18 protein-coding genes and 1 tRNA gene are annotated in these 20484 nt (G+C 46.7%); 12 read left to right on the top strand and 7 right to left on the bottom strand.

What is annotated here, in order from left to right; genetic code table 11:
• Positions 1 to 2 precede the first annotated feature (2 nt).
• Genes A3GG_RS0100365 through A3GG_RS0100325 form a run of 9 tightly spaced genes read left to right on the top strand, consistent with a single transcriptional unit; the run spans position 3 to position 10036 of the window.
• On the top strand, positions 3 to 545 hold the full coding sequence (locus tag A3GG_RS0100365; RefSeq protein WP_018357361.1) for an RNA methyltransferase: 543 nt from the start codon (positions 3 to 5) through the stop codon (positions 543 to 545).
• Between the two features lie 9 nt (positions 546 to 554).
• Positions 555 to 1259 carry a 2-C-methyl-D-erythritol 4-phosphate cytidylyltransferase gene (ispD, locus tag A3GG_RS0100360; RefSeq protein WP_018357360.1) on the top strand — a complete coding sequence of 235 codons (705 nt, stop codon included), beginning with the start codon at positions 555 to 557 and terminating at the stop codon, positions 1257 to 1259.
• On the top strand, positions 1252 to 3357 hold the full coding sequence (recG, locus tag A3GG_RS13560) for an ATP-dependent DNA helicase RecG (RefSeq protein ID WP_018357359.1): 2106 nt from the start codon (positions 1252 to 1254) through the stop codon (positions 3355 to 3357). Before ispD ends, recG begins: the two co-directional genes overlap by 8 nt.
• Positions 3358 to 5241, top strand: coding sequence for a tRNA uridine-5-carboxymethylaminomethyl(34) synthesis enzyme MnmG (mnmG, locus tag A3GG_RS13555; RefSeq protein WP_018357358.1), 1884 nt, complete (start codon positions 3358 to 3360; stop codon positions 5239 to 5241). It abuts the gene before it with no gap.
• Between the two features lie 24 nt (positions 5242 to 5265).
• The gene (gene uvrC / locus A3GG_RS0100345) at positions 5266 to 7092 is read left to right on the top strand and encodes an excinuclease ABC subunit UvrC (RefSeq protein WP_018357357.1); all 1827 of its coding nucleotides are present in this window, start codon (positions 5266 to 5268) and stop codon (positions 7090 to 7092) included.
• On the top strand, positions 7089 to 7538 hold the full coding sequence (gene dtd / locus A3GG_RS0100340) for a D-aminoacyl-tRNA deacylase (RefSeq protein ID WP_018357356.1): 450 nt from the start codon (positions 7089 to 7091) through the stop codon (positions 7536 to 7538). The genes uvrC and dtd overlap by 4 nt, the downstream gene beginning before the upstream one ends.
• Positions 7535 to 7879 (top strand): nucleotide pyrophosphohydrolase, encoded by a 345-nt coding sequence (locus A3GG_RS0100335; RefSeq protein ID WP_018357355.1) that lies wholly within the window; start codon positions 7535 to 7537, stop codon positions 7877 to 7879. The genes dtd and A3GG_RS0100335 overlap by 4 nt, the downstream gene beginning before the upstream one ends.
• 9 nt (positions 7880 to 7888) lie before the next feature.
• The gene (deoC, locus tag A3GG_RS0100330) at positions 7889 to 8818 is read left to right on the top strand and encodes a deoxyribose-phosphate aldolase (RefSeq protein WP_018357354.1); all 930 of its coding nucleotides are present in this window, start codon (positions 7889 to 7891) and stop codon (positions 8816 to 8818) included.
• Positions 8819 to 8848: 30 nt separating this feature from the next.
• Positions 8849 to 10036: a hypothetical protein gene (locus A3GG_RS0100325; RefSeq protein WP_018357353.1), complete on the top strand. Its 1188-nt coding sequence runs from the start codon at positions 8849 to 8851 to the stop codon at positions 10034 to 10036.
• A gap of 6 nt (positions 10037 to 10042) precedes the next feature.
• Here A3GG_RS0100325 and A3GG_RS0100320 read toward each other — a convergent pair whose 3' ends face one another.
• Complete coding sequence (locus tag A3GG_RS0100320; protein WP_018357352.1) at positions 10043 to 10732, bottom strand: DUF134 domain-containing protein; 690 nt, start codon at positions 10730 to 10732, stop codon at positions 10043 to 10045.
• A gap of 185 nt (positions 10733 to 10917) precedes the next feature.
• Between A3GG_RS0100320 and A3GG_RS0100315 the strand changes: the two genes are divergently transcribed.
• The 3 genes from A3GG_RS0100315 to A3GG_RS0100305 all read left to right on the top strand — a co-directional run bounded on the left by A3GG_RS0100315 (position 10918) and on the right by A3GG_RS0100305 (position 13833).
• Positions 10918 to 10990: transfer RNA gene (locus tag A3GG_RS0100315), tRNA-His, on the top strand.
• 147 nt (positions 10991 to 11137) lie between these two features.
• On the top strand, positions 11138 to 13240 hold the full coding sequence (locus A3GG_RS0100310; protein WP_018357351.1) for a S46 family peptidase: 2103 nt from the start codon (positions 11138 to 11140) through the stop codon (positions 13238 to 13240).
• Positions 13241 to 13311: 71 nt separating this feature from the next.
• Positions 13312 to 13833 carry a shikimate kinase gene (locus A3GG_RS0100305; protein WP_018357350.1) on the top strand — a complete coding sequence of 174 codons (522 nt, stop codon included), beginning with the start codon at positions 13312 to 13314 and terminating at the stop codon, positions 13831 to 13833.
• A 45-nt stretch (positions 13834 to 13878) separates the two neighbouring features.
• Here the strand turns inward: A3GG_RS0100305 and A3GG_RS12570 are convergent, their stop codons facing one another.
• The 6 genes from A3GG_RS12570 to A3GG_RS0100280 all read right to left on the bottom strand — a co-directional run bounded on the left by A3GG_RS12570 (position 13879) and on the right by A3GG_RS0100280 (position 20015).
• Positions 13879 to 14376, bottom strand: a complete 498-nt coding sequence (locus A3GG_RS12570) for a porin family protein (RefSeq protein WP_248637631.1) — start codon at positions 14374 to 14376, stop codon at positions 13879 to 13881.
• Entirely contained in the window at positions 14358 to 14594 is a 237-nt protein-coding gene (locus A3GG_RS13810; protein WP_248637628.1) for a hypothetical protein, read from the bottom strand. Before A3GG_RS13810 ends, A3GG_RS12570 begins: the two co-directional genes overlap by 19 nt.
• Entirely contained in the window at positions 14575 to 14820 is a 246-nt protein-coding gene (locus A3GG_RS0100295) for a hypothetical protein (RefSeq protein ID WP_026215498.1), read from the bottom strand. Before A3GG_RS0100295 ends, A3GG_RS13810 begins: the two co-directional genes overlap by 20 nt.
• A gap of 556 nt (positions 14821 to 15376) precedes the next feature.
• Positions 15377 to 17806: an aspartate kinase gene (locus A3GG_RS0100290; RefSeq protein ID WP_018357348.1), complete on the bottom strand. Its 2430-nt coding sequence runs from the start codon at positions 17804 to 17806 to the stop codon at positions 15377 to 15379.
• The gene (locus tag A3GG_RS0100285) at positions 17803 to 18729 is read right to left on the bottom strand and encodes an alpha/beta fold hydrolase (protein WP_018357347.1); all 927 of its coding nucleotides are present in this window, start codon (positions 18727 to 18729) and stop codon (positions 17803 to 17805) included. Before A3GG_RS0100285 ends, A3GG_RS0100290 begins: the two co-directional genes overlap by 4 nt.
• A complete protein-coding gene (locus A3GG_RS0100280) occupies positions 18726 to 20015 on the bottom strand; it encodes an O-acetylhomoserine aminocarboxypropyltransferase/cysteine synthase family protein (RefSeq protein WP_018357346.1) in 1290 nt (429 codons plus the stop codon). Before A3GG_RS0100280 ends, A3GG_RS0100285 begins: the two co-directional genes overlap by 4 nt.
• Positions 20016 to 20484 lie beyond the last annotated feature (469 nt).

Raw genomic sequence — 20484 nt, 5'->3', positions numbered from 1 at the left:
TGATGGCAAGAAAGCTTAGGATAGAGGAGATGGGGCGTATGAGTCCCAAAGAGTATGCCCTCGCACGAAAGAGAAGGATTGTGGTGGTGCTGGATAATATCCGTAGCATGCACAATGTGGGTTCGGTCTTCAGAACAGCAGATGCCCTACGATTAGAGAGACTTTATCTCTGCGGTATTTCTGGGGTGCCTCCGCATGCGGAGATACACAAGAGTGCGCTTGGTGCTGAGGAGGTAGTGGAGTGGCACTATTTCAAGGAGACCAAGGATGCGGTTCTCCAGCTCAAGGAAGAGGGCTATATGGTATGGTCTTTAGAGCAAGCAGAGCACTCGGTGCTTCTACCCAATGTGCAGGAGCATATTGGCGACAGCCAGCCCATAGCGATTGTATTAGGGAATGAAGTGGAGGGTGTACAACAGGAGGTAATAGACCTCTCGGATGGGGTGATTGAGATAGAACAATACGGGACTAAGCACTCGATGAATGTAAGTGTGGCTGCTGGTATTGTGATGTGGTATCTGAGTCAATACAGAGAGATACAATAGGTGTATAGTATGAAGGAACTTTCTATAATCATTGTAGCAGGAGGTAAGGGACTGAGGATGGAGAGTAATCTACCCAAGCAATACCTAATGCTCCACGTGAAACCTATTTTGGTTTGGACAATTGAGCATCTATTTGAGGCCGTAGATAAGTCTATTGATACAGAGTTTATATTAGTTCGTCCGAAGTCTGATGATGATTATGTCCAAGATATGATGTCTCGTTTCCTGAAGAAAGGGATAGAGCTGAAGTATGCAGACGGAGGGCGTGAGCGTGCAGAGAGTGTACGAAATGGTCTTGATGTGGCTTCGGGGTCTTTTGTGATGGTGCATGATGGTGTGCGACCATTTGTAACGAATGCTTTGCTCAATCGTATTTGGGATGCTAAGATGAGTGGGGCAGTGGTGCCGGCATTGCCTCCTACTGACTCCACAAGGATTCTTACTGAAGAGGGGTTGTATAGGAGCATTCCAAGGAATAGTGTTCGTTTGATACAGACACCGCAGCTTTTCGAACGAGAGTTATTGAGAGATAGTTATAAGGCGTATTTCTCAAAGCCTGATAGTTCTTGTACTGATGATGCGAGTATAGTAGAACTTTATGGGGGATTGGCACCTTCTATCGTAGAAGGAGAGGAGCAAAATTTCAAGATTACGACACCTAAAGATTTGGCTTTGGCTACTTGGTGCTTGTCTAAAAGGGAGCTAAATGAATGATATCCTAAAGCGTGATATTACTTTCCTAAAAGGAGTAGGGGAGCGTAAGGCTGCCGTGCTTGCCAAAGAGCTGGAGGTAAAAACATGGGGCGATCTACTCTATAGGTTCCCCTATCGTCACGTGGATCGTACTCGTATATATACGATTAGTGAACTGCTAGAGGATATGCCTTATGTGCAGTTGCAGGGGGAAATAGTTGGTTTTGTAGAGGAGGGAAGTGGTTCGAAGAAGCGACTAAAGGCGTACTTCAAGGATGCAACAGGAGTGATGGAGTTAGTTTGGTTTAATAGTACCACCTATATGCTCCGTACTCTAAAGCTGCACACACCGTATGTGGTCTTTGGAAAGCCTACACGCTATGGTAGTACGTTTTCTATTGCTCATCCTGAGGTGGAGCTAGCGGGTAGCCCTATGAGTTCAGTAGGGCGTCTATATCCTATGTACTTTACTTCTGATCGAATGAAGAAAGCGGGGCTTTCGTCCAAGGCAATCAGTGAACTTATGAAAGTTATTCTGGCGGAAGTGAGGGGAAAGATAGAGGATACACTCCCTGAGTATATAGTCTATAACTATCAGATGCTGCCACTTGGGGAAGCCTTAGAGATGATTCACTTCCCAATGGATGCTAGGATGCTACAAAGGGCTCAAGCGAGGCTTAAGATGGAGGAGTTGTTTTTCCTTTCTTTACGCCAGCATTATATCCATAAGTCTAGGAAGGAGGAGAGCACTGGCTTTGTCTTCAAACCAACTGGAGCGCAATTTGAAGCGTTTAGAACCGAAGGGTTGAAGTTTCAGCTTACTGGTGCGCAAGAGCGCGTAGTAAACGAGATACGCGCAGATATGGGGAGCGGGCACCAGATGAACCGCCTTGTGCAGGGGGATGTAGGTAGCGGCAAGACGGTAGTGGCTCTTTTGGCTATGCTGGTGGCTATTGATAATGGCTTTCAGGTAACGATGATGGCACCGACTGAGATATTAGCTGCCCAGCACTACCAATCGTTATCTAAGATGCTTGCTGGACAGAAGGGGATAAGGGTAGTGCTACTTACGGGTTCGATGAAAGCGAAGGAGCGCAAGCCGGTACTTGATGCCCTAAAGAAGGGTGAGATAGATATCCTTGTGGGGACACATATCTTGATTCAAGACTATGTGAAATTCCATAACCTAGGACTTGCTGTAATAGATGAGCAACATAGATTCGGGGTATATCAGAGGAGTGTGCTTTGGGAAAAGAGTAGGGGGCAGATTAACCCCCATGTGCTTATCATGAGTGCAACACCTATTCCTCGTACGCTGGCCATGACTTTATACGGCGACTTGGATATCTCGATCATCGACGAATTGCCGCCTGGACGTTCGCCTATTGTTACAAGCCACGCCTATGACTCGCAGCTTACAGATGTACTTCAGTTTATCCATAGTCAACTTTTGGAGGGTCGTCAGTGTTATGTCGTTTATCCTTTGATTGAGGAGAGTGAGAAGAGCGATATGGTGAGTTTGGAGCAAGGGTTTGAGGAGTTTCGTCTCGCCTTTCCTGTGCATAATGTGGGTATGGTTCACGGGAAACTTAAGCCCGATGTAAAAGAGGCAGAGATGCAGAAGTTTGCTGCTGGAGAGACTCATATTCTAGTCGCGACAACGGTGATAGAAGTGGGTGTTGATGTCCCTAATGCAACGGTTATGGTGATTACTAGTGCCGATAGGTTCGGTTTGTCGCAGCTCCACCAATTACGGGGTAGGGTAGGGCGAGGAGCCCATCAGAGCTATTGTGTGCTGATGAGTGACCACTCAATTAGCGAGACTTCCTTGAGACGTATCAATATTATGTGCCAAAGCACTGATGGCTTCTATCTTGCAGAAGAAGACCTCAAGATGAGAGGTGCTGGTGATTTGGAGGGGACACAACAGAGCGGGGAGGGTATTTCTCTCAAGATTGCGAACCTCTCCGAGGATGGTAGGTATGTGCAGTTTTGTAGTAATCTTGTGGAGTTTATACTGGGCGAGGACCCAGTACTTAAGGATCCTAAGAATAGGTTGCTTAATGAGCGCTTACAGAGGATGTTGGTTAATGATAAAGATTGGGGCTTGATAAGCTAGATGAAGAAAGAATACGATATAATAGTTGTAGGCGCAGGACATGCGGGCTGTGAAGCTGCGCGTGCTGCGGCGTTGCTGGGTTCGCAAGTGTTGCTGATCACAATGGATATGGAGCGTATAGCTCAGATGAGTTGTAATCCAGCTATAGGCGGTATTGCGAAGGGGCAAATTGTGCGCGAAATAGACGCTCTAGGAGGTTTTATGGGTATTGCTACGGATGAGAGTACAATACAGTTTAGAATGCTCAATATGAGCAAGGGAGCGGCTATGTGGAGCCCGAGAGCTCAGACGGATCGTAAACTCTTTTCCCGCCTTTGGCGTAATGAACTAGAGCAGACGCCCAATCTATTGATCTGGCAAGACAGCGTTGTGCAGCTTATTCTTGATGAGGATGGAAAGTCGGTGAGAGGTGTATATACTCACTTAGGTGTGGAGTTTATCGCTCCTAAGGTGGTTCTCGCTAATGGGACTTTTCTGAATGGCTTGATGCACTTTGGAAAGGTGCAAATAGAAGGCGGTAGAATAGCCGAACCAGCGGCACATGGGCTTACTGAACAATTGCGTGAGCTGGGCTTTCATACTGACCGTATGAAGACGGGTACGCCCATGCGTCTGGATGCGTCTACTATCGACTATTCTCTTTGTCAGGAGCAAGCGGGAGACGATACATGGTATCACTTCAGTTATCTTCCACGTGTAACGAATAAAGCGCTACCGCAACGATCTTGCTACATAACGTATACTAATGCGGAGGTGCATAAGGTGCTTAATGATCATCTAGACGAAGCACCACTCTATAATGGTCAGATTGTCTCTATTGGTCCTAGGTATTGCCCGAGTATTGAGACGAAGATAAAGACTTTTGCTGAGCGTAATCAACATCAGTTGTTTATTGAACCCGAAGGTGTAGAGACAACTGAGGTGTACCTTAATGGCTTTAGTAGCTCTATGCCCTATGAGGTTCAGCTTGAAGCTATAAAACACGTCCCTGCGCTCGCCAATGCTCATGTACTGCGTCCCGGTTATGCTATAGAGTATGATTTCTTTGATCCTACTCAGCTTTACCATACTATGGAGACGAAACTAATATCCGGCCTATACTTCGCTGGTCAGATTAATGGGACTACTGGGTATGAAGAGGCAGGGGGACAAGGATTAGTCGCTGGTATTAATGCTCACCTGTCGCTCCACGTGAAACAGCCTTTCGTGCTTAGTAGAGACGAGGCTTACATTGGAGTGATGATTGATGATCTTGTGACGAAGGGTGTAGACGAGCCTTATCGAATGTTTACCTCACGAGCTGAGTATCGCATCCTCTTGAGACAGGATAATGCGGACGAGCGTCTCACGGAAAGGGGATATGATTTGGGTTTAGTCGATCAGGGGCGAATGGAAGTTTTACGAAACAAACTTGTACTTAAGAAAGAGTTGTTGGAACTGACCGCAACAACCTCTATCGCTCCTAGTGAAGAGCTCAATGCCTTTTTGGTGGCATGTAATAGTAATCCACTCTCTGGCTCTGTAAAATTGCGTGATCTTATCCTTCGTCCAGGGGTCTCTTATAATTCGCTTAAATCGTTCAGTGAAAAACTTTCGCAATTCTATACGAAATATGGAGCGGTACAAGAGGTGGTAGAATCAGCAGAGATTACGATTAAATATGCAGGGTATATTGAGCGTGAACGTCAGTTAGCGGAGAAGGCGAAGCGACTTGAGGATATTGAGATTGGTGGTCGCTTTAAGTATGAAGACCTCCATAGCCTTTCTATTGAGGCGAGACAGAAGTTGGAGAAGATAAATCCGCAGACTATTGGTCAGGCATCTCGTATCCCTGGAATATCTCCTGCCGATATTAATATATTATTGGTACTATTAGGTAGATAGGGTGTTTCACGTGAAACCTAGTGTATGATCATACGCAAAGAGGAAATACAAGAGAGCTTAAGCGTGATTCCAGAAAAGCCTGGTTGCTACACCTACCGTGACTCGGGGGGTGTGGTTATCTATGTGGGTAAGGCTAAGAATTTACGAAAGCGTGTCTCCTCTTACTTTCAAAAGAATCATAGTGATCGGAAAGTACGTGCGCTTATTCGAGCTTTTGCCACTATTGAGTATATGGTGGTGGAAACGGAACTAGATGCTTTGCTTCTCGAGAATAACCTTATCAAGCAACACCAACCGCACTATAATATTCTACTTAAGGAGGGCGACTTGTACCCGCATATCTGTGTTAAGAAGGAGCCATTCCCTCGAGTCTTTGTTACCTTTAAAGTGATCCGAGATGGTAGCCTGTACTTCGGTCCTTATCCGAATAAGGGTATGGCTTGGACACTGATTAATCTCTTCAATAGGATATTCAAGTTCCGAACTTGTAGCCTGAAGCTCAATGAACAGCAGATAGAGGAGGGAAAATTCCGAGCCTGTCTTAAGTATCATATCAATAGATGTCAGGCACCCTGCGAAGGGCTTCAGAGTAAGGAGTCTTACGACGAAAGTATTCGACAGGCGATAGAGATTCTTCGCGGTAATATCTGTTATGTACGAGGAATCTTAGAGGAGAGTATGGCTCAGGCAAGTAAGGATTTGGATTTCGAACGAGCTATGGAACTTCAGCATACGCTCCAAGAAATATCTTCCTATCAAGCCAAGAGTACTATCATTAGTAATGTTATAGGGAATGCGCTAGTGGTAAGTGCCGCAAGTGATCTAGATGCCTACTATGTTAATTACCTAGAGGTACACAATGGAAATATTATTGCTGGTCGCACTCTAGAGTTTAAGCGACAGTTGATGGACGATGACGACCCTGAGAGTGACTTCCTCTCTACCGCAATAGTACAGTTGCTCAATGAGACGAACTTCAAGGTGCGAGAGCTGATTCTCGAAGAGGCGCCCTCTTTTGGCGACTTCTCGCACCTAACCATAACCATTCCGCAAAGGGGAGAGAAGCGCAAAGTCCTTGAGCTGAGCCAGCAGAATGTTCAACAGTATATGAAGGATAAGCATAGGCAGTCCGAAAAGATGAATCCTGAGCAGCGTAATACGCAGATTCTGCGAGAGCTGATGTCGGCAGTAGGATTGCCCAAGCTTCCGTACCATGTGGAGAGCTTCGATAACTCGAATATTCAAGGAAGCGATCCCGTTGCTAGCTGTATTGTATTCAAAGGGGCTAAGCCGAGCAAGAAAGACTACCGCCTCTATAAGATAAGGGGAGTCTCAGGTCCCGATGACTATGCCTCTATGCACGAGGTAGTCACCCGACGATACCGACGGATGATTGAAGAGGAGCAGCCCTTACCTGATCTTATCGTTACCGATGGCGGTAAAGGACAGATGGGGGTCGTTAAGGCAGCCCTTAGGGAGGTGGGTGCCGATATCCCTGTGATGGGACTAGCTAAGGATGATAGGCACAATACCAATCAGGTACTCTATGGAGACCCTCCACAGGTAGTCGGTATCATGCAGCGCAGTCAAGTCTTTTATCTCCTAGAGCGAATACAGAATGAAGTACACCGCTTCGCTATCACCTATCACCGTAAGCTAAGGAGCAAGCGACAAACCCAGTCAGCACTAGATGAGATACCCGGTATAGGACCTGCGTACAAACAGAGACTTTTGAAGTCGTTCAAGAGCGTTAAGAATATCCGATCGGCTTCCCTAGAACAGCTCCAAGAATCTATCGGAGTAGCGAAAGGGCAGACGGTCTATAACTATTTTAGAGAGCAGCAAGAATGAAAGTAGTCATACAGCGTGTACAGCACGCTTCTGTAGTCGTCGATGGTCAGTTGGTCAGTGAGATTGGCAACGGAATGATGGTTCTCCATGGGGTAGAGGTCGGAGATACAGAGAAGGACTTGCAGTACCTTCTCAAGAAGACCATCAATCTCCGTATCTTCGATGATGCCCAAGGAGTGATGAATGAAAGCATCCTCCAGCATGGCGGAGAGATACTCTGCGTATCTCAGTTTACCCTCCTTGCCGATACGCACAAAGGCAACCGCCCAAGTTATATCAAGGCTGAACGCCCCGAAATCTCTCAGCCTATGTATGATAGATTTTGTCAGCTCTTGGGGGAGAATTTGGGTAAACCAGTACAAAAAGGTATCTTTGGTGCTGATATGAAGGTAACCCTTCTCAATGATGGTCCCGTTACCATTATTATGGATAGTAAGAATAGATGAATAGTCCTACGATAGCTGAAGTGCAATCCATTGTAGACCAGTGGATAAAGACGTATGGCGTCCGCTACTTTGATCCCCTAACTAATATGGCAATCCTTACCGAGGAAGTGGGTGAAGTGGCGCGTGTCATGGCTCGTTTGTATGGTGAGCAGAGCGCTAAGCTTGGAGAGGAGATGAGCCAGGAGCGTCTGTCAGACGAGCTAGCGGATGTCCTTTGGGTCGTTGCTTGTATCGCCAATCAGACCGGCTGCAACCTTACCGAAGCTCTTCAGAAGAATATCCAGAAGAAGACATCGCGGGACAAGGATAGACATATAAACAACCATAAATTGGATAAGTAAGATAGTTTTATGAGCAAAGAGCACATTCACGAACACAATCACAACCATGATCACGACCACAGTCATGACCATGTAGGGCAGAGCAAGTTTCAGGCCGCTTTCGATTCCTTTACCCCTTCGTTATCATCGGAGCAAATTCAGGTAGAGATCAAGAAACTGATCGATCACCACTACGATAGTCTCAATAATAAGCAGACCATCAAGTTTCTGCATAGCACTGTAGACCTTACCTCTCTTGGGGCTGAGGATAATGCGGATCAGATATACAATTTCGTGAAGGGCGTCAATGAGTTGGACGATACCAATCCCGAGATACCACCAGTAGCAAGTATCTGTGTGTACCCTAACTTTGCCAAGACTGTGCGCGAAGCACTCGTGGTTGAGGGCGTCAACGTATGTTGCGTCTCTGGTGCTTTCCCTTCCTCACAGACTTTTCCCGAGATTAAAGTGGCTGAGACCTCTCTCGCTCTCGCTGATGGTGCTGATGAGATTGACATCGTTATGCACCTAGGCAACTTCTTTAGCGGTGACTACAAGGCTGTGACTGAGGAGATTCAGGAACTGCGCGATGTTACTAAAGGGCATACCCTTAAGGTTATCCTTGAGACGGGAGCGCTCAAGACACCTGAAAATATCCAGCGTGCAAGTATCCTAGCACTGTATAGCGATGCCGACTTCATCAAGACCTCTACAGGTAAGGGTTATCCAGGCGCTTCTATGGAGGCTGCCTACGTTATGTGTAGTGTGTTGAAGCAATACAACGATCTCTTCGGTATCAAGCGAGGCTTCAAGGTATCTGGTGGTGTACGCACTACCGAAGAAGCTATTCAGTACCTTTGTATCGTTAAGGGCATCCTTGGCGAGGAGTGGATGACCAACAAACTCTTCCGTATCGGTGCTAGTTCTCTCGAGGGAGACCTACTCAAGCACCTCGGATAATCCTCTTTAGTCACCCGCTCTCTACCCGAGATGAAGCAGTTAGCTCTTACCTATCGCTCCTTTCTTGGGCGTCAGCGTATAGAGCTCCCCTATAGTAAGAGCATAGTAGCCCGCCAGCTACTACTCACTTACATGCAAAATAAGCCTCTTCCCTCTCTGCCTGAGAAGGAGGAGGCTTATGCACTTTGTAATGAAGATATCTTGGTGATCTGGCGCGCTGTTCACCTGCTTAGGCAGCGTCCCAATGGTGAGACCATACAGCTCGATTGTGGTTCCAGTGGTACCGCTATGCGCTTCCTAATGATTGCTGCCATCTATGAGCGATGCGAGACCTTCCTTGTCGGCTCTCCTCAACTCATGGAGCGCATCAAGCAAGACGATCTCTCCTTCTTCCCTAGTATGGGTGCCAAGTGTACACTACACGACTGTGGTGTAGCCATAACTCCGCTTATCCCCGTAAAGCAGGTGCACCTCCATACCGAGTGGAAAAGCAGTCAGTATTGTAGCGCTATCCTTATCTGTAATAGGGCGTTAGGCAATATGGTCACCTTCGATTTTTCCGAGCAGACGCCCTCCTATACTTATCTGCAGTTAACAAAAGGCGTTCTGCAGCAAGAGCAGAACGCCTTAGAGAGGGATTGGAGCGCAGCTACCTTCTGGTACCAGCTCGCTATGAGTCATCCAGAACAGCTAAGTATACAGTTGCCAGGGCTCCATAGAGAAAGCCTACAGCCCGATGCCCTAATACAGCGAAGCGTTGTGCCGTTAGGCATCACCACTTCCTCTATGGGCAATATCCTAGAGGTCAGCGGTGCAAAAACCGACCAGTGTACAGAGGAAGTGGTACTTCATATTGACCAACACCTCGATAGCTTTCTCCCGCTTGCCCTTGCCTTCATCCGCAATCGTAGACCATTTACTTTTAACGGTACCCGCAACCTTAGGTACAAGGAGAGCAATCGTATAGCCTCTTTCCTTGAGGCTGTGGAGTGGTACAACGTCGGGGGCTTCTCCATTACCGACAATGCCATCAGCTGGGATGGCACATGGGGCAAGCTCCCCGAAATGGTGATGATTAACCCGCATGGTGATCACCGTGTGGCTATGGCCTTTGCCGTCTTTGCTGTCACCTTGCCAGAAGTCACCACAGTCCTTCTCAATCCCGATTGTATCGCCAAGAGCTATCCTCGGTTCCTCGAGCAGCTCCTCGGCAAATAGCTCCTCTTAGTGACCGTGTCCGTGGTGCGAACAGGTGCAGGAGCAGCCGCTTTCACCGTAGGTGATAGAGCTATTTAGATACTGTTCTATTATCTCCTCGATTGGCAAAGCTGGTGCACCGCTATGTACCTGTATGCCCAACTCATTGAGCATTTCCTTGGCGTGCATTCCTAGTCCACCACAGATAACATCGGTACATCCGTGTCCAGCGATAAACTTCGGCATAGAGCCATGTTCATGTTCTGGAGCTACAACTACCTCTGTCTTTGTTGCTTGACCATCTTCTACAGTTACAATAGTCACTTGTGGCGCCTTGCCAAAGTGCCCAAAGAGTTTTCCCTCATTGGTTGGAATCGCAATCTTCTGATTCATAATCCTGATGTTTATTTTCTGTTCTTTGAATTGGTCAAAACCGAGATTATCGCCCTGTATCGTGATGGCTCTTCCCTCTACCAAGGCTTTTGCCACGTTCTTCCGTGCATTATCGTAGATTCGGGTAAGGGTAGGGCGCGACACCCCCATGGCTTCAGCCGCATCGGACTGCTGCATCCCCTCATAATCTACAAGACGGATACTTTCGTATTCATCCAGCTTCAGTTGGATGGGTCGATCGTCTCCGCAGACTTTCCCGCACGGCTTGAAGCCGGTATGAGATGGCGCCTTCATTACTAGGCGATTGGATTTTGGTCTTGCCATAATACTTCTATCTATTCACCGCAAAGATAACGATTATTCTGAACATTGGTTCATAATCATAGACTCTTTCGTTAAAATCGTGTGCTAGTTTACCTGTCACCCTGTTTTTGTGTGGCTTATAGATTTGGTGATTACAAAATATTGTGTATCTTTGCAGTCGCAATTGAGTAATCTCGATTGAAATGGTGGACGTAGCTCAGTTGGCAGAGCACTGGATTGTGGTTCCAGTTGTCGCGGGTTCGACCCCCGTCGTTCACCCTCTGTGTTTAGGTGTTATACATTTTGTACTGTTTAAGAGGAATCAAGGTCATATTTACCTTGGTTCCTTTTTCGTTTGCCCCTGTAGTTCATCGGAAATAGTTAACTTTGTAGCACATGATTTTAATTACTTACAATAAATTACGTATGAAGCATCTTAGATTTTCTCTGATTGTACTTGCGCTTATGCTTATAGCTCCTATGGCGAAAGCAGATAAGGGTATGTATCTCATCAGCATGATCAAGCAGGAGAATATGGATCGTATGCGCGAGCTAGGTCTTAAGCTCAATGCCAATGATCTTTACAGTCAGGATGGCACTAGCCTGTCCAGTGCAGTGGCAGCCTTTGATAATGGCTGTACCTCTATCACAGTATCGGACCAAGGTTTACTTTTCACGAATCACCACTGTGGTTACCGCTCTATCCAGAGCCAGAGCTCAGTTGAGCATGATTACCTCAAAAATGGTTTCGTTGCGGGCAATAAGAGCGAAGAGCTCCCTATCCCCAACCTCACCGTTATGTATCTCCGCGAGTTCGTAGATGTTACCGACCAAGTGCTAGCCTCTGTCGCTGGTATTGACGACGAGATGAAGCGTATGCAGGCGATTCAGATGGCTGCGAGTATGATAGAAGCCAAGTATGAGGGCGATCCACATACAGCAGTAGCTGTTTATCCATTCTACGAGCACAATGCTTATTACCTCGTGATATACGATGTATTTACCGACGTTCGTTTGGTATTTGCACCACCAGTATCCATGGGTAAGTTTGGTGGCGACACAGACAACTGGATGTGGCCTCGCCATACCAACGACTTCTCTGTCTTCCGTGTATATGCAGGAAAAGACAATAAGCCTGCCGATTACTCAGCCGATAATAAGCCATACAAGCCACGCCACTATGCTAAGGTATCCACTATTGGTGTTAAGGAGGGCGATTATGCCATGACCATTGGTTTCCCTGGTAGCACCGATCGTTACCTCAGCTCTTGGGGTGTTGTTAATAGGATGGAAAATGAGAATGCACCACGTATCCTCGTTCGCGGACTTAAGCAAGGGGTTTGGACTAAGTACATGGAGAGCGACCCAGCCATCCGTATCCAGTATGCCAATAAATATGCGAGCAGCTCTAACTATTGGAAAAACTCCATAGGTATGAATAAGGGTCTACGTGCGCTTAATGTAGTCAAGAATAAGCAGGAGATCGAGCGCAAGTTCTCAGAGTGGGTTGCTGCCGATAAGGCGCGCACTGCGAAGTATGGCTTTGTCCTCGATAGCCTAAGGATTCCTCTAGAGGCTCGTGGCAAGATTATGAAGAACTTCACCATCCTCTCAGAGGCACTTAGTGGTACAGAGTTCCGTGCTTTCTCTGCTATGCCATCAGAAGATCTCAAGGCTTTCGATGCCGATGCCCTTTATAAGGACTTTAATCCAATCGTTGGTAAAGCGGTACTCCCAGTGATGCTCAAGGTGACTAAGGAGCAGGTCGATCCAGCCTATTTGCCATCTATCTTCGCTACTATCGATAAGGACTTCGGTGGCGACTACGAAAAGTTTGCCGAGTATGTGTACGATAATTCTGTAGTTCTTCATAAGGATCGTATGGTCCAGGCACTCAAGAATTACGAGATGCTCAAGGCAGCACACGAAACCGACCCAGCTGTACAGGTAATGAAGAGCTATTCAGAGCAGATCAATAACCTCAGAGGCGAGCTGATGAAGACTGGCGCTATGTATCAGAAGGGACGCCGCCTCTTTATGGCTGGACTACAGGAGATGAGCGACGAGTATCTACCTAGTGACGCCAACTTCACTATGCGACTCAGCTATGGCAATGTAGGCGGTTACAAACCATACGATGGTGCTTGGTACGATTACTACACTACTCAGCAAGGTATCTTCGAGAAGGAAAACCCACAGAGTAGTGAATTCGCAGTACAACCTGAGCTGCTCAAGAAGTTCAAGAATAAGGAGTTTGGCGAGTTCGCCGATAAGGATGGCAACCTACACCTCTGCTTTATCTCTAATAACGACATCACCGGTGGTAACTCAGGTAGCCCTGTTTTCAATGGCGATGGTAATCTGATCGGTCTTGCTTTCGATGGCAACTGGGAGGCAATGAGTGGCGACATAGAGTTTGAGCCCAACCTCCAGCGCACCATTAGCGTAGATATCCGCTATGTCCTCTGGGCTATTAAGTACTGGGGCAAGGCTGATTACCTTGTTGATGAGCTGACACTAGTAAAGTAATATAGGTCCAAACGAGAGCCAAGGAGGAGCTATGTGGTAGCGCCCCTTTGGCTCTCGTTTTCTTTTATCCTATGAAACCCATATTTCTTATCGGATTTACCGCAGTGGGCAAGTCCACTGTCGGTCGTAAGCTAGCTGCCAAGCTCGGTCTTCCTTTTGTCGATACGGACGTCTACATTGCTCGGAAGTACCACTCTTCTATCAGTGATATGATGGCGTGTTGTGGCGTAGATAAGTTTCGTAAGCGCGAAAAGGTCATCCTACTAGAGCTAGCGCAGTATCAAGATGTCGTCATTGCTACTGGAGGAGGAATGGCAGCCAATGATGATAATATCCAGACCATGAAACTTCGTGGTACGGTCATATACCTACAGGCTTCGACCGAAGCTCTCTCCAGCCGTCTTTTCTCCGTGAAGGAGAGTCGCCCATTGGTGGCTGATCTCGACGAAGAGGGCGTAAAGGGGTATGTGGCTGCTACACTCCCTATGCGTTCGCCTTACTATGAGCAAGCGCATCATACCATACAAGTTGAGCACCTCGACACACCAGAGGATGAGGATAGAGTAGTAGAAGAGATTCTCAAGTTACTATAAAATAATAGCCCCCAAACTCTTAGGAGCTTGGGGGCTTGCTTTGCTTTAGAACTGGTAGCCGAAACCAGCTTGTAGATAAATAGGATACATATTGAAGCTAATGGCTTTGAAGTCCTTCTTGAAGATATTGGTAAATCCCCAGTTTAGGTCGGCATTGACGTGGAAGTGCTTGTAAGCCCTCCAAGAGAAGCCTACTTCCAGTCCGCTTTGCCACCTCTGCATGTGTTCGGTAAAGTCGTAGAGCGCCTGCTGATCGCCCTCAATAGGCATCTTAATACACGTAGGTGCACCATTACGGAGGTAGCCGTCATAGACAGCTCCACCAAATTTCCCATCCAATTGGTAGCCCACGTATAGACCTGCTCTTACCTTCCAATCCCTATTAAAACGGTAGTTTGCCAATACTGGTATACTGAGCAGGGTGGAAGCGTAATCCATGTCTACTTTACCTGTCCAGTAGCCCGATACGTCTGTATTATTCACAGGGACACTTGTAAAGAAACTCTTGACCGTTGCCTTGGTGCTCATCCCGCGGTTTTCGATACGGAGACCAGCGGAGATACCCCACTCAGCATCGCCATGTCGCTCCCCAAACCATCGGGTGGCAACCCCTCAAAAGAGCCGCCAAACTTAGGCTTATACCCATCGATAGAGCGAATCTCCACCGGCAGTCCCATGGGTGCCGTTCCTCCTAAGAAGTTAAGACCAGCCTTGAGCTCAAATTCGTAGTTGTTCTTGGTTCTAACGATATCTTGTGCCACTACCGATACACTTGTAATAGGTCACATCAGTCCACGCATTCACCATAATCTCTACCTTGTCATTAGAGACAGAGGGGCTCCTAAAGAGCAATTCCTTTGCGACTTCGCAAATGATGATGTCTGCTTCTGCATTAGGCGCCTCAGGCTTAATGCATCCGCTAATCCCTAGGGCAAGCACAAGCATTGCTGACAGGGCTGTGCTTGCTGTGCTAAATCTCTTCATCATGATTATGTGTATTTGTTGCTTGAAAATTTGAGCGCAAGGATACTACTTCCTTACCAAATTGGCGCTCTATGACCTTCTCTGGAAGGTCAACCAACTAGAGCGCTTAGTCAAGCAAAGCAGAATGCCGTAGTCAATAGCCCAGTACTAGTTCGTGCACATAAGGTCAAGTAAGATAGTAGATACACCCTGAAAAAATCCAACGATGTTCAAGCCGTAAACCTCTATAGTAGAGGTAAAAAGACGTTTTTCCATAGGCATTGAGCGGCATTGGTATATCCCATGACCATTTAATATATACTAAATGGCGTATTTAGTATATATTAAATTGGGTAATTAGTATATATTAATTGCAGCAATTAGTATATATTAAATGGTCATGGGGTATATATAGAGCGGTCAACGGGTAGGGGTGAACGATTTTTCGCCCCTGCGGTACTGGCTCGCCCTAGTTTAGTTGACCATTTTCGGAGACTATTTAACTAGATAGTTGACCTTATGTGTCTGAGGTTTTTCTGGTCTATTGACTACGGCACTCTGATTTACTTGACTCTGCACACTAAGTGATGTGGGCTTCAGCAGTACGCAGGATATCACTAAAGACCCCTTGGGCAGTCACAGCAGCGCCTGCACCAGCTCCTCTAATGACGATGGGGAGAGAGCCGTAGTTCTCTGTGTAGATTTCAAAACAACCGTCTGCCCCTCGGACTTGACCAAAAGTACTATTGTTAGGCAGTCGCTCCAAACCACAGAAAAGGTGTGCTGGCTCATTTCCATTAGGCATCATCAGGGTACCTACATACCGGACTACCTCCCCCTCCGCAACCTTTGAGATTTCTGCTATATGCGACTCGAAAACCGTGATTTGCGACCACATCTCGTCAGTTGTTTTGCTTTGTAGTACTGGAGGCACGAGGTTTTGTATCTCTACTTCATCAAGTTCGGCAGAGAGGTCTAGTTCTCTTGCAAGGATCAGTACCTTCCGTGCTACATCGATACCGCTAAGATCAATACGTGGGTCAGGTTCGGTATACCCTTTGTTTACAGCTTCTTTTAGTACTTCGCTAAAAGCACGTCCCTCGCTGAGCGCATTGAATATGTACCCAAGAGACCCACTAAATAAACCACGTATTGAGGTAATCCGATCTCCCGAGAGGTGCAGTAGTTTGAGGTAGTCGATAAGAGGCAAACCTGCCCCCACATTAGTTTCGTATCGGTAGCTTTTTCTATGCTGGCTAAGCACCCTTCTCAATGCCAAGTAGCCCTCGTAGGACTGCACATTGCTCACTTTATTAGAGCTTACTAGGTCAAACCCTGCCTGCACTAGTTCGGTATACCGTTCTGAGATAGGAGTGGAGGAAGTGTTATCGACAAAGATGAGATTTTCGAGGTGTTCTTTTTTCGCATATCTAATGATGGCGCTTACTGCATCCTCCATAGGCTCCGCTTGTGCTATCTGTTCACGCCAGGTCGCATCTATATCGCCTTTGGTAAACCATAGTCTACGGGAATTGCCTATAGCGAATACCGTAATATCTAACCCCTTTCTACGCTTCAACTCCTCACGTTGGGATACGATCTGATCGAGAAGAGCACCTCCTACAGTACCGTGCCCTACAACTGCAAGGTGTATTTTTCGTTCTTTATCAAAAAGCACACCGTGCATTACGTTGAGGGCAAGGGGCACCTCCTTCTCATCTATTAGCAGACATAGGGTGTTGCTAGGAATGGCGATATTGATGAGTTTTGGTACAATGCCGTGTCGCACAAGGGCGCTATAGGGTTTGTCAAATTGTGAGAGTGGTACGCCTATCAGTGCCACCACAGCTTGATCTCTTGTCGCTTTCACAGGGTAGGTAATCCCCGCTGTTATCTCTTGTGCAAACGCATCATTGAGCGCCGCTATGGCTCTCTCAGTCTCAGCGATATCCAATACTATCCCAATTCCTCGCTCCGAGCTACCCTGAGATACGAGACTAACACTCACCCCGGCTTTGCTCAATGCCCCGAAGATACGAGCATCTATTCCAGAGCGCCCCATCATCTCATGTCCTTCAAAGCGAATTAGACTCTTGCCTTTCTGAGTAGCCAGTGCCCTCACGCTGCCATTGCCCTGTACATCTTCTGTCGAGGTGATGAGCGTACCCCTCTGATGAATACCTAGTGGGCTATAACTATTGCGAATCTCCAAAGGAATCTTTTTGTTGATTAGAGGATCAATCGTCTGGTGGTGGAGAATCTCAGCACCATACTGCGCTAGTTCTGTCGCCTCAGAATAAGACAGATGACTAATCTTTTGTGCTTCTAGTACAAGGTTGGGATTGGCGGTATAGATACCATCTAGAGGAGTATAAATCTCTATTCGCTTTGCCCCTAGTGCGCTTCCCAACCAAGTTGCAGTATAATTGCTCCCATTACGCCCAACAGTGGTTCGTTTGCCCTGTCTGGTTCGACCTATAAAGCCAGTTACTACGGGTAAGACAGCAACGCCTAAACGGCTAAAGTACTGCTGAGCTAGTCGCTCAGACTCTGAAAGGATAGTAGCATCTCCATGTTGATCAGTAGTAATGATGAAGTCTCCGGAGTCAATTGGAAGTGCCTCTATCCCCTGTTGTCTTAATTCGTGTGCTACGAGCTTAACCGTCAGAAGTTCCCCATAGGAGAGTACTCTATCTTGCACCACTGGAGTACACTCCCTGAGACACGAGATGCTTTCAAAGAGCTTCAGAAGGTCTGCTAAATCGTTGTCAAAACGGAAGCTACTTCCATTAAGTATCTCCTCCACGAGAGTTTCCCATTCAGACTCAAAAGGCTTACTACTCAGTGCTAACTGGATGATATCTAGTAGTAAGTCAGTGGTATTGCCCCTAGCCGAAAGGACTACGACCGGCTGCTCTCCTTGATGGAGGCTGTCGCTGATTAATTCTATAGTGCGATCTAGTCCTGCTCTATCTGCGAGCAATTGCCCGCCAAACTTCATTACTATCATGCAAATATCTCTTTAATAATCTTGGAGAGCTGGTCATAATCCATCAAAAAGGCATCGTGCCCATGCTCTGAGTGAATTGTATGGAGCGTCGCTCCTATAGCTTCAGCAGTCTCCTTACCTAAGTAATGAGGAAACAAAAGGTCGCTATCTATGCTCACAATGTGTACCTTTTCTCGAAGGGGCTTCAGTGCTTCCGCATTGTCTGCTACCCCTATCGTACTTGTGAGGTACGTCATTACTCGATAGGCATGCAGCTGAAAACGCTCTGCGAGTACCCGTCCATGATAGTGCAACCAATCTATTACTTTGGGCGTGCCATCCTCTAGCTTTGATCCGCCAAATCGATGATCCAACGACCAAGGGGTACGATAGCAAAGCATAGCATGTATGCGGGCATGCTCCAAAGGGTGAGAACCTTCTAGAAGGAGGTGTTGGACTTCTGTCTGTGCAAGCAACCAGTCATTGGTTCTGTAGTGGGAGGCAATTGGGATTAAGTAACGACACTGGTCGGAGATAAGAGCTCCGATTTGCCATGCTAGACCTCCTCCTAAGCTTGCACCAATCACCAACTCTAGCTCTGTGATGCCTAGATGCTTCGTTCCGAGGATAAACAGCCGAGCCACATCTTTTACATCAAATGTGTCGAAGTCGTACAGCACACGCCCATCGTAGCAATTCCCCGGGATATTGAAACTAAGGATGGTGTACACTGTGGTATCTATAGCTTTGCCCTCCCCAATCAAACTCGCCCACCAACCTCTTGGTCCAGCCACAGAAGAATTACCTGTGAGGGCGTGGCATACCAAGACTACAGGAGCTTCACCCAGAGGTTGACCAGCTAACTCATAGCTTAGCTCCACCTCTGGTAGCTCTACGCCCTTGTGGGTAATGAAGAGAGGGATGTATAAGTAGGAGAGACTCATATATTCTGAGCTATTTTAAGTGCTGCGTTTAGATCCGCTTTAAGATCCTCAACCTCCTCTAGTCCGATAGAGAGACGTATTAGGTCATCACTCACGCCTATGCTGTTACGCTCCTTCTTAGTAAGCTGGGCGTGTGTGGTGCTGGCTGGATGAATTAAAATAGATTTGGAGTCTCCAATATTCGCCACTAGCTTAAATAGATCGGTTCGCTCTGCCAATCGTTTAGCAACTTCATAACCTCCCTTTGGCGCAAAAGTAAGTAATACGCCACCACCCTTTTTCAATTGCTTATTTGCCAAGTCATAGTGTTCATGGCTCCCTAGCTTAGGGTATCTAACCCACGCCACTAATGGATGAGTCTCCAGCCACTTAGCAAGATTCAATGCGTTCTCAGAGGCACGCGCCACACGGAGGGAAAGAGTTTCCAAACCTTTAATGATCTGTGCAGAATTATAAGGGCTAATACATGTGCCAATATCCCTCAGCCCTACAGCTCGAAGCCATACGATGAGTGCGTGATTGCCAAAAGCGTCGCTAAACGTAAGTCCATGGTACGATGCACTTGGCTCAGAAAGATCAGGGAACCGACCATTGCCCCAATCATATCTACCCGCATCGATAATAGCTCCACCTAAGGTTGTGCCATTGCCTGAAACAAGCTTAGTAAGAGACAAGAATTCCACATCAGCACCTTCGAGGAGTGGACGATAAAGCCCTACAGTACAGGTGTTATCCACAAAAAGGGGTAGACCATGCTCGTGTGCGACAGCACTCAGGGCAGAAATATCGACCAAGTCGAGCTTAGGATTGCCTAATACCTCCGCTAGTATCAGCTTTGTCTCAGGTGTAATGGCCTTGCGTACCTGGTCTAAGTCGTGCACATTAGTGAAAGTCGTATGGATACCAAAGCGAGGGAGGGTACTATTTAGGAGGTTAAATGTGCCACCGTAGAGGCTTTCGCTAGCTACAATATGATCGCCACTTTTAAGAAGGGAAAGGAGGGTAGTGGAGATAGAAGCTTGTCCGCATGATGTAGCAAGAGATGCTACGCCCCCCTCTACTGCGGCAAGTCTCCTCTCCAATATATCTGTAGTAGGATTATTGAGCCGTGTGTATATGAGCCCTCCCTCTTTGAGAGCGTAGACATCCGCGGCATATTGGCTATCTCTATAGACATATGCAGTATTGTCGTAAAGCGGCACTGCAACAGATCCAAATTGGTCATCACTCGGATTGTAGCCTGCATGCAGAGCTAGGGTTTCGAAAGAATTACTTTGTTTACTCATGGTTGATAATTATTAAGTCGTTAATACATGATTCCAGATAAAAAGAAAGACTGCTGGCACGTCTGTCGTCGTACCAGCAGTCTTTATGATAAATAAATATTATACTACACTATCAGAATGGACTCTTTGGGGTACAACGTATCGGCGAACATTATCATAGACATTCGCATCATCATACCCATCATCTGTACACTCTGGTGTATCATATTATACTGAATCTAACTCATTATATTCCGGCAGTAACACTGCCAAGTCTGCGCCAAAGGTACAAAATATTTCTAATAAACAAAAAATATAAACAGCCTCGCCAGTATATGTAGGTTGGTGTTATCCTGAAGAGACTTCTTTGTAATGCCTTATTATTAGTTGACGTGTGTTGCAAAGGCATAAAGAGTGCGCTAAATTTTGCTTAGTGCCTTCTTTTTCTCTATCTTTGTGATAAAGTTATAACTATAGAGACATTTTAGAC

Origin of the sequence: Porphyromonas levii DSM 23370 (genome assembly GCF_000379925.1) — a bacterium.
GTDB lineage: Bacteria > Bacteroidota > Bacteroidia > Bacteroidales > Porphyromonadaceae > Porphyromonas_A > Porphyromonas_A levii.
This window is presented reverse-complemented; position numbering and strand designations above follow the sequence as displayed.

Excerpts from the sequence above, each read along its gene's own strand:
- A3GG_RS0100295 (WP_026215498.1), bottom strand. The coding sequence starts at position 14,820 with ATGATGAAGAGATTTAGCACAGCAAGCACAGCCCTGTCAGCAATGCTT.
- recG (WP_018357359.1), top strand. The coding sequence starts at position 1,252 with ATGAATGATATCCTAAAGCGTGATATTACTTTCCTAAAAGGAGTAGGG.
- A3GG_RS0100285 (WP_018357347.1), bottom strand. The coding sequence starts at position 18,729 with ATGAGTCTCTCCTACTTATACATCCCTCTCTTCATTACCCACAAGGGC.
- A3GG_RS0100310 (WP_018357351.1), top strand. The coding sequence starts at position 11,138 with ATGAAGCATCTTAGATTTTCTCTGATTGTACTTGCGCTTATGCTTATA.
- A3GG_RS0100305 (WP_018357350.1), top strand. The coding sequence starts at position 13,312 with ATGAAACCCATATTTCTTATCGGATTTACCGCAGTGGGCAAGTCCACT.
- ispD (WP_018357360.1), top strand. The coding sequence starts at position 555 with ATGAAGGAACTTTCTATAATCATTGTAGCAGGAGGTAAGGGACTGAGG.
- dtd (WP_018357356.1), top strand. The coding sequence starts at position 7,089 with ATGAAAGTAGTCATACAGCGTGTACAGCACGCTTCTGTAGTCGTCGAT.
- A3GG_RS0100325 (WP_018357353.1), top strand. The coding sequence starts at position 8,849 with ATGAAGCAGTTAGCTCTTACCTATCGCTCCTTTCTTGGGCGTCAGCGT.
- A3GG_RS0100290 (WP_018357348.1), bottom strand. The coding sequence starts at position 17,806 with ATGATAGTAATGAAGTTTGGCGGGCAATTGCTCGCAGATAGAGCAGGA.
- mnmG (WP_018357358.1), top strand. The coding sequence starts at position 3,358 with ATGAAGAAAGAATACGATATAATAGTTGTAGGCGCAGGACATGCGGGC.
- A3GG_RS0100280 (WP_018357346.1), bottom strand. The coding sequence starts at position 20,015 with ATGAGTAAACAAAGTAATTCTTTCGAAACCCTAGCTCTGCATGCAGGC.
- A3GG_RS0100365 (WP_018357361.1), top strand. The coding sequence starts at position 3 with ATGGCAAGAAAGCTTAGGATAGAGGAGATGGGGCGTATGAGTCCCAAA.
- A3GG_RS0100335 (WP_018357355.1), top strand. The coding sequence starts at position 7,535 with ATGAATAGTCCTACGATAGCTGAAGTGCAATCCATTGTAGACCAGTGG.
- deoC (WP_018357354.1), top strand. The coding sequence starts at position 7,889 with ATGAGCAAAGAGCACATTCACGAACACAATCACAACCATGATCACGAC.
- A3GG_RS0100320 (WP_018357352.1), bottom strand. The coding sequence starts at position 10,732 with ATGGCAAGACCAAAATCCAATCGCCTAGTAATGAAGGCGCCATCTCAT.
- uvrC (WP_018357357.1), top strand. The coding sequence starts at position 5,266 with ATGATCATACGCAAAGAGGAAATACAAGAGAGCTTAAGCGTGATTCCA.